The sequence below is a fragment of the Neisseria sp. HMSC03D10 genome, assembly GCF_001807625.1.
Taxonomy (GTDB): Bacteria; Pseudomonadota; Gammaproteobacteria; order Burkholderiales; family Neisseriaceae; genus Neisseria; species Neisseria mucosa.
The window spans coordinates 1-12,718 of sequence record NZ_KV789497.1 but is presented as its reverse complement, the minus strand read 5'-3'; the positions used below and the strand labels follow the sequence as shown (position 1 = coordinate 12,718).

The window sequence follows — 12,718 nt, the reverse complement described above, 5'->3', positions numbered from 1 at the left end:
TCTTGTCATGAGAAGGATGTATAGAAGGCGTAACGGTAGGAAAAGGTGTTGTGCGGTAATAGAAGATGTGTCAGTGAAGCAAAAAGGTCGTCTGAACACCCGAAATCCGTTTTCAGACGACCCGTCTTTATTTTTTCCAATAAGCCGGCGTCAGCAAAATCAACACCGTAAAAATTTCCAAGCGGCCCAGCAGCATGACGGCAGAACACAGCCATTTCTGCACATCGCTCAATACTGCATAGCTGCCCGCCGGCCCGACTTCGCCCAAGCCCGGTCCCGCATTGGTGATACACGCGATGACGGCGGTGAAGGCGGAGATAAATTCCATCCCGCTTGCCATCAGCAAAAAGCTGAATACAATCGTCGTCATGAAATAAATCGAAATAAACGCCATCACTGTCAGCGCCATGCGGTCGGGAATCATGCGTCCGTTGACCTTGACCGTGCGCACCGCTTTCGGGTGCAGCAGAATCATCATCTCGCGCAGGCTGAATTTGAACAAGACCAACGCCCTCACGTTTTTAATGCCGCCGCCCATAGAGCCGGAGCTTGCCAACAGGTTGGACAGGAAAAACATCCACAGCGACACGATCAGCGGCCATTGCGCGAAATCCGTGTTGGAAAAACCGCTTGCCAGCCCGATGGAGACAAAGTTGAAGCTGACAAAACGCAGCGAATCCCCAAAGGTTGCATAAAAATCCTTCTGCCACAGATACACCGCCGACATCAAAATACTGCCCGCCAGCAGCACCAGCAGTACGCGGCATTCCTCGTCCTGCCAATAGGATTTGAGCGAACGCCGTGTCAGCACCGTGAAATGCGTGGCAAAATTCACACCGCCCCACAACGTGAAAAACATAATCGCCCATTCGACGGTCAGCGAATCAAAATAAGCGATGCTGGCATCGTGTGTCGAAAAACCGCCCAGCGACACCGCCGACATCGCGTGGCAAAGCGCATCAAACCAGCTCATCCCCGCAAAATGCAGCGTCAGAAAAGCCGCCGCCGTCGTCATCGTGTAGAAGAACCAAAGTTTCTTTGCCACCTGCGAAATGCGCGGTGCCATCTTACTTTCCTTGTCCATCCCCGGAATTTCAGCCTTGAAGAGCTGCGTTCCGCCCACGCCCAGCATCGGCAGAATCGCAACCGCCAGCACGATGATACCCATGCCGCCCAGCCAGTTGAGCATATGCCGCCAAAAATTCACCGACGGAGCCAGCGTGTCCAAGCTCGTCATGACCGTCGCGCCCGTCGTCGTCAGTCCGGACATCGCCTCAAAAAACGCATCGGTAAAACTGATGCCCGGGATGTGAATATAAATCGGCATCGCCGCCACCAGCGCAAACGCCAGCCACAACATCAAAACCAACGTAAACCCGTCGCGCGGGCGCAGCTCGCGGCGGAAATGGAAGGTCAGCAGCCAAACCGCGCAAGAGGTCAGCGTTGTCGCCAAAGCCGTGTAGGCAAACGCCGGAAACGCGTTGTCCAGAAAAAAATACGACATCAGCGTCGGTACTGCGAGCACCATTGAAAACAGCAGCCCCAGTCTGGACAAAACGTGGACAATAGGGAGGAACTTATACATATCAATTAATCTTAACAAACCGGCCGAATCATCTGGCGGCATGGGATGGCGATGAGGAAGTCGATATTTTCAGACGACCTTATCGTCATCAGTAATCGCAAACAGACTTTATTTTAACAAATTATTGCCTTGCCTAGACGCAAAAGGGTAGAAGCGGAGATCGTCTGAAAACCACATCCGCATCCCGTCCCGCGTTTGCCAGAAAACCCGCTTAAAGGTAAAATCCCGTATTCCAACATGGGTACTGCATCATGACTAAATTTATTTTCGTAACCGGCGGCGTCGTATCTTCACTCGGAAAAGGTATCGCCGCCGCTTCTATTGCCACCATCCTCGAATCGCGCGGTTTGAACGTAACCATGCTCAAGCTCGACCCTTATATCAACGTCGACCCCGGCACGATGAGTCCGTTCCAGCACGGCGAAGTGTTCGTGACCGACGACGGCGCGGAAACCGACCTCGACTTGGGACACTACGAACGTTTCATCAACGCCACCATGACCCGCCGCAACAGCTTCAGCACGGGGCAGGTGTACGAAAACGTCATCGCCAAAGAACGCCGCGGCGACTACCTTGGCGGTACGGTTCAAGTCATCCCGCACATTACCGACGAAATCAAACGCCGCATCCACGAAGGTGCGGCGGGTTACGATGTCGCCATCGTCGAAATCGGCGGTACGGTCGGCGACATCGAATCGCTGCCGTTTTTGGAAGCCATCCGTCAGATGCGCAGCCAGTTGGGACGCAACAACACCTTGTTTGCGCACTTGAGCTACGTTCCCTACATCGCCGCCGCAGGCGAAATCAAAACCAAGCCGACCCAACATACCGTTAAAGAAATGTTGAGCATCGGTTTGCAGCCCGACATCCTGATTTGCCGTATGGACAGAACCATGCCGGCGGACGAACGCCGCAAAATCGCCCTGTTCTGCAACGTGGAAGAGCGCGCAATTGTCGGCAGCTACGACGTGGACAGCATCTACGAATGCCCAGAAATGCTGCACGACCAAGGCATCGACAACATCATTACCGAGCAATTGCAGCTGAACGTACAACAGGCGGATTTGACCGCGTGGAAAAAAATCGTCCATGCCATCAAAAACCCGAAACACACCGTCAAAATCGCCATGGTCGGCAAATACGTCGATTTAACCGAATCCTACAAATCGCTGATCGAAGCCTTGAAACACGCGGGTATCCACACCGAAACCGACGTGCAGATTACCTTCGTTGACAGTGAAAACATCGAGAAAAACAACGGCGACGTTTCCATGCTCGAAGACATGGACGCCATCCTCGTTCCCGGCGGTTTCGGTTCGCGCGGCGTGGAAGGCAAAATCGCCGCCGTGCGCTATGCCCGCGAAAACAACGTGCCATACTTGGGCATCTGCCTCGGTATGCAGATTGCGCTGATCGAATACGCCCGCGACGTCGCAGGCTTGAAAGGCGCGAATTCGACCGAGTTCGACCTCAAATGCGCCGCGCCCGTCGTCGCTCTTATTGACGAATGGCAAACCGCCGACGGCAGCGTCGAAACCCGTGACGAATCCGCCGATTTGGGCGGCACCATGCGTTTGGGCGCGCAAGAGGTCGAATTGAAAGCAGGCAGCCTCGCCGCCAAAATCTACGGCAGCGAACACATCCGTGAACGCCACCGCCACCGCTACGAAGTCAACAACAACTACGTTCCCACGCTGGAACAGGCTGGCTTGGTCATCGGTGGTGTATCTGCCGGACGTGAACGCTTGGTCGAAACCATCGAGCTGCCGAACCATCCTTGGTTCTTCGCCTGCCAGTTCCACCCCGAGTTCACCTCCAACCCGCGCAGAGGCCATCCTTTGTTTACCGCGTTTGTCAAAGCCGCGTTGAACAATAAAAAAGTCTGACGCCGGCAAAAGGTCGTCTGAAAATAGAAAAAGCACCCTAATTAAGGTGCTTTTTCTATTTTCAGACGACTATGGATTATTCATTCAAATAAAAATGACTTATCATTATTTTTTTGGGAAGAGTGGAAACCGGTTTTAGGAATCGGGATGAAGTGTATGGGGGAAAAGCTACTTTCAAATCTCAAATTCCTGCCTATCCATAAATGGTGGGTTTGCGTTTCTATTTGAATCAACTATAAAAAAATGGATGAATGTTGTAAAAAGTCTAAACTCTAATGAATAATAATTCTTATCAAGATGAAAAAGATTGTTTAAATATCGAAAGTTCATTATGATTGCGCAAATTGTTCCACGGGTCTTGCTGTTTTTGGTTTTGAGTCTCTTATTTTTGTAAAACGATAGACCTAAATTTGATTCTTTGATTAAAGAGGAGTTTGTATGAAAAAAGCCATTATTGCCCTGACTATCGCGGCTTTGCCTTTTGCAGCATCCGCCGAAGTTGTCCTGTACGGACAAGTTAAAAGCACCATCACCTCCGGACAGGTGAAAATCAAAGGTAACGAAGGTACGGAAAAAAGCGCGACTGCAACCCGCATCAACGACAATACCTCGCGCATCGGCTTCAAAGGCAGCGAAAAACTCTCAGACGACCTCAAAGCCATCTGGCAGGTGGAACAGCGTACTTCCATTTTGGGCGAATCCAATAGCCAAAGTTTCGGCAACCGTGATTCCTTCATAGGCTTGGAAGGCTCATTCGGTAAGGTTCGCGTCGGCAATATGAACAATATGCTCAACGAGATGGATACCATCGACCCTTGGTTGTATAAAACCAACGCGATGGGTTTGGGCATCAACACACGCACCGGTGTGCGCACCACATCCGTACGCTACGACAGTCCTTCGTTCGGCGGGTTCAAATTCAATGCGTCCTACGCGCCACGCGACAACCGCAATCCGGACGACAAATATAAACATGAAAAACCCAGCAAAGAACAATATACCGCCGGTTTGACTTATGAAAACAGCGGTTTCACCACCAACCTTGCCTACGGCCATTACAAAGGCGCGTACACCGACAACAACGGCAAAGTCAAAAAAGTCAAAGCTGCCCAAATCGCTAAGATCGAAAGCTACTACGACAAAGACAATCTGTTTGTCGGCGTAGGTGCTCAATACGCTAAAGGTCATGAAAGCGCAAATAAATATCTGGGTTACTTTACCGATGATTTCAATACGTACAAACGCGCTGACATCACTGCCGATGCCGGTAAAAATGAAGCCGTCAAAGTTGCCGATGCAGCCGTTACCGTGGGTTATACCTTCGGCAACCTGACCCCGCGCCTCACTTACGCCCACGGCTGGGCGGCAAAAGGCGTGAACAGCGGCGAGAAACTAGTCGATAAATTCGACCAAGTAGTAGTTGGTGCCAACTACAAATTCAGCAAACGTACTTCTATGCTTGCTCATGCCGGTTATATGAAACTGGGCAGCAAAACCCGCCTGACGCCGACTCAAACAGGGTCTGTTGAGCAAAAAGCTGTTTCTTTGGGTATGGTTCATAAATTCTGATGAAACCGTAAGGATAATCAGAAAATATAAAAGGTCGTCTGAAAACCGGTTTGGGTTTCAAACGACCTTTTATCATATAAAAATTTAAATATTTCCAAATTTAATAGAAGGTTCGAATACGGAGGATCTGTTTGTCCTTTTTACATAGGAAAACGCCTTAACAGTTAAAAAAATAAATTATTTTAGAATATTAAATTCTGATGTTCTCGTTTTGAGGTAGTTTTAGATAGTGTGTCAGAGGGGAAAATCTGCTGCATCAAACCTTATTTTTGAGAGGTGAGGAAGCCGCTTAACTCGAACTCGAAAGGCATTCCGTTTTGCGCGCCGGAGCGGGTAATAGACAGGGCGGCAGCGGCGCAGGCCTTGCGTACGGCGATGTCTATGCCTTCGTGCCAGAATACTGCCAATGCGCCGTTGAAGGCATCGCTGGCACCCGTGGTGTCGGAGGTTTGTACCTTAAAACCTGAAACATGGCGCAGACGGCCTTTGGGGTCTTTATATACGGCGCCTTTACTGCCTGAAGTCATCAGGACGGGGCAGGGGGATTTTAAAATCAACTCTTCGGGAGACAAGCCTTGTGGTGCTCCCAAGCTGGCGGCAAGCTCATAGCGGTTGGGTGTTAAGATGGTAATTTGCTCCAACAATTCTTTCGGGATGGCGCGGGCGGGTGCGGGATTAAGGATAAAGGGTTTGTTGTATTTTGCTGCCAGTTTTGATGTGGCTATCACGCACTCCATCGGAATTTCAAGCTGGCTGAGGATGATGTCGGCTTCGGCAAACCGTTCTTCTGCGGCTTCGATGTCGGCAACGGTCAGATACATATTTGCGCCGGCAATAACGATGATGGAATTTTCTTCGTCGGCAACGGTAATGTTTGCCATGCCGCTGTTTTGTCCCATGATGGTTTGGACATAATCGGTACATATGCCTTCGTGGCGGAGGTTGGTTACCATTTCCAGTCCGAAATCGTCGTCGCCGACTGCACCGATGATGGTTACGCATGCACCTAGGCGTGCGGCGGCAACTGCTTGGTTGGCACCTTTGCCTCCCATGTAGCGATGGAATGAGCTTCCCAGCAAAGTCTCGCCCGCGCGCGCGAATTGGGTGGCGCGGGTTACTAAATCCATGTTGATACTACCGACAACGACGACTTTGATATGGAGCATTCTGATATATCCCTTTTGAAACACGATACAACCGTATCAGGCGGTCTTTATTGATATTGAAATATGCAGGAAACCGCATTCTCTATGCCGATAGGCATTTTGCGTCATTGTACCCGCTGGAATTGCAAATGCAATATTAATTCCCGTTTTTCATATTTTAATATCAGATTTTGTTGTAATTAAATCGTAAAATTTCGGAAACTTCATACCGTTTGAATGCTAAATTTGTACATTGGTCGGTTTTTATTTTGTTTTTTATAAAATTTAAATAGAATGGAAAATTTTTTCTGTTTTATATACCATTTTTCTTTCAAGGTCGTCTGAAAGCCCAATCAATACGTTCGTTTTAGCGAAATTCACTTTGTCCGTTTTAGCGAAACCCGCTTCACTCTTTTTAGCGAAACTCGCTTCACTCGTTTTCAGACGACCTTTTTCCAACCCTGCTACAATACGCCTTTTATTGTTCACGCCGATTTTGCCATGACCGAGCCGACCTACATCCCGCTGCGCCTGCATACCGAGTTTTCGATTACCGACGGTATGGTGCGGATTAAAAAACTGATTGCCAAAGCGCAGGAATACGGTTTGCCTGCTTTGGGCATCAGCGATCTGATGAACGAATTCGGTTTGGTGAAATTCTATAAAGCCTGCCGCAGCGCGGGGATTAAGCCCGTCGGGGCGGCGGACGTGTGGATAGGTAATCCGAATGCGCCCGACAAGCCGTTCCGCGCCATGCTGATTATCCGCAACGATGCGGGCTATCTGCGCTTGAGCGAGCTTTTGACGGCGGCTTATGTCGGCAAAGACCGCAATGTCCATCATGCGGAACTCAATCCCGAATGGCTGGAAAACGGCGACAACAGCGGCTTGATTTGTTTGAGCGGCGCGCATTACGGCGAAGTGGGCGTGAATCTGTTGAACGGCAATGAAGACGCGGCGCGTGCGGCGGCGTTGAAATATGCGGCGTGGTTTCCCGATGCGTTTTATCTGGAGCTGCAACGACTGCCCGAGCGTCCCGAATGGGAGGCTTGCGTTTCGGGCAGCGTGAAGCTGGCGGAGGAATTGGGTTTGCCGGTGGTAGCGACGCATCCGACGCAGTTTATGAGCCGCGACGATTTCAACGCGCACGAGGCGCGGGTGTGCATCGCGGGCGGCTGGGTGCTGACGGACAAGAAACGTCCGCGCGATTTTACGCCGAGCCAGTTTTTCATTCCACCGGAAACGATGCTGGAGCGTTTCGCCGATTTGCCCGAAGCCTTGGAAAACACGGTAGAAATCGCCAAACGCTGCAATATCCATATCACGCTGGGCAAAAACTTCCTGCCCCTGTTCCCGACGCCCGACGGCCTGTCGCTCGACGATTATCTGGTGAAGCTGTCCAACGAGGGCTTGCAGGAACGCATGGTTCAGCTTTATCCCGACGAGGCGGAACGGGCGGCGAAAATGCCGGAATATCAGGAGCGGCTGGATTTTGAGCTGAACATCATCATCCAGATGAAATTCCCCGGCTATTTCCTTATCGTACAAGACTTTATCAACTGGGCGAAAACGCACGGCTGTCCGGTGGGGCCGGGACGCGGTTCGGGCGCGGGTTCGCTGGTGGCGTATTCGCTGAAAATTACCGACCTCGACCCGCTGAAATACGCGCTGCTGTTCGAACGTTTCTTGAACCCCGAACGCGTTTCCATGCCCGACTTTGACGTGGACTTTTGTCAAAGCAACCGCGGCCGCGTGATTGAGTATGTGCGCGACAAATACGGCGCAGAGGCGGTGAGCCAAATTGTGACCTTCGGCACGATGTCGTCCAAAGCGGTGATCCGCGACGTGGGGCGCGTGCTGGAGCTGCCGTTTACCCTGTGCGACAAACTGTCGAAGCTGATTCCGCTGGAAGCCAACAAACCTTTGGGTTTGGACGATGCGATGAAGGCGGAGCCGCAGATTCAGGAATTGATTGAAGCGGAAGAAGCGGACGAACTGATTACGTTGGCGAAAAAGCTGGAAGATTTGACGCGCGGTCTGGGTATGCACGCGGGCGGCGTGTTGATTGCGCCAGGCAAGATTTCCGATTACAGCCCCGTGTATCAGGCGGACGAATCCGCCTCGCCCGTATCCATGTACGACAAGGGCGACGTGGAAGACGTGGGTTTGGTGAAGTTCGACTTTTTGGGTCTGCGTAACCTGACCATTATCGAAATGGCGCAGAACAACATCAAAAACACCACCGGCGATATTGTCGATGTCGGCAAAATCCCGCTCGACGACCAGGCCGCCTACAAAATCTTCCGCGATGCGAACACCACCGCCGTATTCCAGTTTGAATCGACCGGCATGAAAAAAATGCTGAAAACGGCGCACACCACCAAGTTTGAAGAACTCATCGCCTTCGTATCGCTCTACCGCCCCGGCCCGATGGACAACATCCCCGACTTCGTCGCGCGTATGAAGGGGCAGGAATTCCAATACATCCATCCGCTGCTCGAAGGCATCCTCGCGCCGACCTACGGGATTATGGTGTATCAAGAGCAAGTGATGCAGGCGGCGCAGATTATCGGCGGCTACTCGCTCGGCGGCGCGGACCTGCTGCGCCGCGCCATGGGTAAGAAAAAGCCCGAAGAAATGGTGAAACACCGCGAAATCTTCGCCGAAGGCGCGGCAAAACAAGGCATTTCGCGCGAAAAATCCGACGAAATCTTCAACTACATGGAAAAATTCGCCGGCTACGGTTTCAACAAATCCCACGCCGCCGCCTACGCCCTGATTTCCTACCAGACCGCATGGCTCAAAGCCCATTACCCCGCCGAATTTATGGCGGCGACTATGTCGTCTGAATTGGACAACACCGACCAGCTCAAGCATTTCTACGACGACTGCCGCGCCAACGGCATCGAGTTCCTGCCGCCCGACATCAACGAATCCGACTACCGCTTCACGCCGTATCCGAACATGAAAATCCGCTACGCGCTCGGCGCGATTAAAGGCACGGGCGAAGCCGCCGTCGAATCCATCATCGCCGCGCGGCAAAGCGGCGGCAAATTTACCGGCCTGTTGGACTTCTGCGAGCGCGTCGGCAAAGAACACATGAACCGCCGCACCCTCGAAGCCCTGATACGCGGCGGCGCGTTCGACAGCATCGAACCCAACCGCGCCATGCTCTTGGCAAACATCGACCTCGCCATGAACAACGCCGACCAAAAAGCCGCCAACGCCAACCAGGGCGGGCTGTTTGACATGATGGAAGACGCCATCGAACCGGTGCAGCTCATCGACGCGCCCATGTGGAGCGAATCGGAAAAACTCGCCGAAGAAAAAACCGTCATCGGCTTTTACCTGTCCGGCCACCCCTTCGGCCCGTATGCCCAAGAAGTCCGCCAAATCGCCCCGACCAAATTAGGCCGTCTGAAACCGCAAGACAGCGTGCGCCTCGCCGGATTCGTTACCGCCGTGCGCACCATGATGGGCAAACGCGGCAAAATCGCCTTCGTCAGCCTCGAAGATTTGAGCGGGCAAATTGAAATCATGGTCAGCGGCCAGACGCTGGAAAACTGCGCCGACTACCTCAAATCCGACCAAGTGCTGATTATCGAATCCAAAGTCAGCCGCGACGACTACGGCGGCGGCGACGGGCTGCGCATCATGGCAAACCAAGTCATGACCCTGCAAATGGCGCGCGAACGCTACGCCCGCAGCCTCAGCCTCGCCCTAGCCCCCGGCCACGACATCACGCGCCTCGCCGCCATCCTCACCGCCCACCGCCTGCCCGACACATCGCACATCCCACTGCAACTGTCGTACAGCAACGGCAAAGCGTCGGGTAAGTTTCAAGTGCCGCCGAAATGGATGGTTACGCCCAGCTCTGCGTTATTCGACGAACTGGAAAAACTGCTCGGCAGCAGGGCAGTGCGCGTGAATTGGTAGTATTGGTAATTATAGGTTTATTTCGGAACCGATTGAAACTTCTGTAAAAAATCTGACAAAAATTTGATGATTCAGGTCGTCTGAAATCCAAAGTCCGGTTTTCAGACGACCTCAAATAAGGATCAACATGAAATACAAAGACCTACGCGACTTCATCTCCATGCTCGAACAGCAGGGCAAACTCAAACGCGTCGCGCATCCCGTTTCCCCGCATTTGGAAATGACCGAAATTGCCGACCGCGTGCTGCGCGCCGAAGGGCCGGCGTTGCTGTTTGAAAACCCGATTAAGCCCGACGGCACGCGCTACGATTATCCCGTGTTGGCAAACCTGTTCGGCACGCCCGAACGTGTGGCGCTGGGCATGGGCGCGGACAGTGTGTCCAAGCTGCGCGAAATCGGGCAGACGCTGGCGTATTTGAAAGAACCCGAACCGCCCAAAGGCATTAAAGACGCGTTTTCCAAACTGCCGTTGCTGAAAGACATTTGGAGCATGGCGCCGAACGTGGTGAAAAACGCGCCGTGTCAGGAAATCATGTGGGAAGGTGAAGACGTTGATTTATATAAACTTCCGATTCAGCATTGCTGGCCGGAAGACGTTGCGCCGCTGGTCACATGGGGCTTGACCGTTACGCGCGGACCAAACAAAAAACGCCAGAACTTAGGCATTTACCGTCAGCAGTTAATCGGCAAAAACAAGCTGATTATGCGCTGGCTGTCGCATCGCGGCGGCGCGTTGGATTATCAGGAATTCCGCAAACTCAATCCTGATACGCCGTATCCCGTCGCCGTCGTGCTCGGTTGCGACCCCGCCACTATTTTAGGCGCGGTAACACCCGTTCCCGATACTTTGAGTGAATACCAGTTTGCAGGACTGCTGCGCGGTTCGCGGACGGAGCTGGTGAAATGTATCGGCAACGATTTGCAAGTGCCCGCCCGTGCCGAAATTGTGTTGGAAGGCGTCATCCATCCGAACGAAACCGCGTTGGAAGGCCCATACGGCGACCACACGGGCTATTACAACGAGCAGGACCATTTCCCCGTGTTCACGGTCGAACGCATCACCATGCGCGAAAACCCGATTTACCACTCCACCTACACGGGCAAACCGCCCGATGAACCCGCCGTTTTGGGCGTGGCGTTGAACGAAGTGTTCGTACCGCTCTTGCAAAAGCAGTTCCCCGAAATCACCGATTTCTACCTGCCGCCCGAAGGCTGTTCCTACCGCATGGCGGTGGTCAGCATGAAAAAACAATACGCCGGACACGCCAAGCGCGTGATGATGGGCTGCTGGTCGTTTCTGCGCCAGTTTATGTACACCAAATTCATCATCGTGGTGGATGACGATGTGAACGTGCGCGACTGGAAAGAAGTCATCTGGGCGGTCACCACGCGCATGGACCCCGTACGCGATACCGTTTTGGTGGAAAACACGCCCATCGACTATCTCGACTTCGCCAGCCCCGTCAGCGGACTCGGCGGCAAAATGGGCTTGGATGCGACCAACAAGTGGCCGGGCGAAACCGACCGCGAATGGGGACGGGTAATCAAAAAAGACTCTGCGGTTACGGCTAAGATTGATGAGATTTGGGGGGAGTTGGGGTTGTAAACCCTAACATCAAAAAGGTCGTCTGAAAACGGTTTTTACAGCGGATTGGAACAGGGAAGATTCAATTACCGTCATTCCCGCGCAGGCGGGAATCCAGAAGTTTGAAGTCGCGGCAACCTCTAAATATTCCTGATAAATCAGGGCTCGGATTCCCGCCTGCGCGTACATGACGGAATAGGGATTCCTTGTTTGGATTTACTATAACGCCAGTATATTTTACGGAGTTTAAATCGTGGTATTGGATTTTGTAGCTGGCGTTCTCGAACTCTTTGCCGCCACTTGGGATTTCCTGAGCTACGGCAAAAAGCGCATTTCCGTTCTGCGCCGCGCATATCGACATGGCGGCTGGCAGAAAGTACGGCGCGTATTGACCGGACGTAAGATGGAGATTGCCGTCTGGCTGGTATTTGTGATGATATTGGCAGCGGGAATGGTATTTGCTTGGACAATCATTGCTTGGGTGGTGTGGCAGGCTTTCAGGTAATTAGGTAATTTGAAACGTCGATAAGGTAACGATGACCTGACTGCAATTTCAAAAAAGGCCGTCTGAAAACAGATTTTCAGACGACCTTTGATTTGTTATTTCAAATTTAAATTCGTTAAATTTGAAATAACGGATTTATCCGGCTTTCTATAGCAAACATACTTAACTTTAAATCCGGTATGTCATCAAATTTCATCATTCCCGCGCAGGCGGGAATCCATCGTAAAACCTAAGAAACCTTAATTTGAAAAACAGTTTCTGAATTTAAAAAATGGATTCCCGCCTGCGCGGGAATGACGGTAGAGGTTTAGGCAAAAATTGCCCCCCCTGTTTTCAGACGACCTATTGCCCCGTCGGTGTGCATTGTAGCGTGGGCTTTGCCCACGATGATGCTAGGTAAAAAAGGTCGTCTGCAATTTTTTCATGGGCAAAGCCCACGCGCTACGGGTTTCTATTCTCATGCTACGGTTTTTGCCGTAGCAACTGTATTTTTCACCCCGTCGGGCA

At 52.0% G+C, this 12,718-nt stretch carries 8 protein-coding genes; 5 read left to right on the top strand and 3 right to left on the bottom strand.

All coding sequences use genetic code 11. The features are described from left to right. Nucleotides 1-127: 127 nt before the first annotated feature. The gene (locus HMPREF3066_RS01755) at nucleotides 128-1,585 is read right to left on the bottom strand and encodes a TrkH family potassium uptake protein (RefSeq protein WP_070440058.1); all 1,458 of its coding nucleotides are present in this window, start codon (nucleotides 1,583-1,585) and stop codon (nucleotides 128-130) included. A 251-nt stretch (nucleotides 1,586-1,836) separates the two neighbouring features. Here HMPREF3066_RS01755 and HMPREF3066_RS01750 point away from each other — a divergent pair, with 251 nt between their 5' ends. Together HMPREF3066_RS01750 and HMPREF3066_RS01745 are read left to right on the top strand one after the other, a co-directional pair. Further along, on the top strand, nucleotides 1,837-3,471 hold the full coding sequence (locus HMPREF3066_RS01750; protein ID WP_070440056.1) for a CTP synthase: 1,635 nt from the start codon (nucleotides 1,837-1,839) through the stop codon (nucleotides 3,469-3,471). A gap of 438 nt (nucleotides 3,472-3,909) precedes the next feature. Continuing rightward, complete coding sequence (locus HMPREF3066_RS01745; RefSeq protein ID WP_049225803.1) at nucleotides 3,910-5,040, top strand: porin; 1,131 nt, start codon at nucleotides 3,910-3,912, stop codon at nucleotides 5,038-5,040. A 263-nt stretch (nucleotides 5,041-5,303) separates the two neighbouring features. Here HMPREF3066_RS01745 and HMPREF3066_RS01740 read toward each other — a convergent pair whose 3' ends face one another. Continuing rightward, nucleotides 5,304-6,206, bottom strand: coding sequence for a ribokinase (locus tag HMPREF3066_RS01740; RefSeq protein ID WP_070440054.1), 903 nt, complete (start codon nucleotides 6,204-6,206; stop codon nucleotides 5,304-5,306). A 264-nt stretch (nucleotides 6,207-6,470) separates the two neighbouring features. After that, nucleotides 6,471-6,674 (bottom strand): hypothetical protein, encoded by a 204-nt coding sequence (locus tag HMPREF3066_RS11945; RefSeq protein ID WP_168160642.1) that lies wholly within the window; start codon nucleotides 6,672-6,674, stop codon nucleotides 6,471-6,473. A 12-nt stretch (nucleotides 6,675-6,686) separates the two neighbouring features. Between HMPREF3066_RS11945 and dnaE the strand changes: the two genes are divergently transcribed. The 3 genes from dnaE (at nucleotide 6,687) to HMPREF3066_RS01725 (ending at nucleotide 12,211) form a co-directional block, all read left to right on the top strand. Beyond that, on the top strand, nucleotides 6,687-10,121 hold the full coding sequence (gene dnaE / locus HMPREF3066_RS01735; RefSeq protein ID WP_070440052.1) for a DNA polymerase III subunit alpha: 3,435 nt from the start codon (nucleotides 6,687-6,689) through the stop codon (nucleotides 10,119-10,121). A 127-nt stretch (nucleotides 10,122-10,248) separates the two neighbouring features. Next, nucleotides 10,249-11,727 carry a 4-hydroxy-3-polyprenylbenzoate decarboxylase gene (gene ubiD, locus HMPREF3066_RS01730; RefSeq protein WP_070440050.1) on the top strand — a complete coding sequence of 493 codons (1,479 nt, stop codon included), beginning with the start codon at nucleotides 10,249-10,251 and terminating at the stop codon, nucleotides 11,725-11,727. Nucleotides 11,728-11,959: 232 nt separating this feature from the next. Beyond that, on the top strand, nucleotides 11,960-12,211 hold the full coding sequence (locus HMPREF3066_RS01725) for a hypothetical protein (RefSeq protein ID WP_049226758.1): 252 nt from the start codon (nucleotides 11,960-11,962) through the stop codon (nucleotides 12,209-12,211). The last annotated feature ends 507 nt before the right edge of the window (nucleotides 12,212-12,718 follow it).